The sequence below is a fragment of the Mesorhizobium sp. M8A.F.Ca.ET.207.01.1.1 genome (assembly GCF_004794715.1).
Classification (GTDB): Bacteria; Pseudomonadota; Alphaproteobacteria; order Rhizobiales; family Rhizobiaceae; genus Mesorhizobium.
The window spans coordinates 1-299 of the sequence record NZ_SRUS01000489.1 but is presented as its reverse complement, the minus strand read 5'-3'; the positions used below and the strand labels follow the sequence as shown (position 1 = coordinate 299).

The 299-nt window shown below is 71.9% G+C and carries 1 pseudogene; it reads right to left on the bottom strand.

The features are described 5' to 3' along the window. Positions 1 to 274, bottom strand: a pseudogene (locus tag EN850_RS35500) (SIS domain-containing protein); the annotation flags it as partial. Between the last annotated feature and the right edge of the window lie 25 nt (positions 275 to 299).

Here is a 299-nt window from a genome sequence, read left to right as displayed (position 1 = left end):
CAGTGCCAGCACCACGTCGTCCTCGGTGATCATGCCCAGGTCCGTGGCCGGCTTCACCGGGGTGCACGTAGAACGCCGGTGTGCCGGTGGAGGCCAGGGTGGCGGCGATCTTGCGGGCGATGTGCCCGGACTTGCCCATGCCGGTGGCAACCACCCGGCCGCGACTGGCCAGGATCGCCTGGCAGGCCTGCTGGAAGGCCTCGCCGAGGCGGGTGGCGACCGCGTCGAGGGCCTGCTGTTCGATCTCGAAGACGCGGCGGCCACTGGCGACCAGGCTGGCCGGATCGACGGAACGGGGG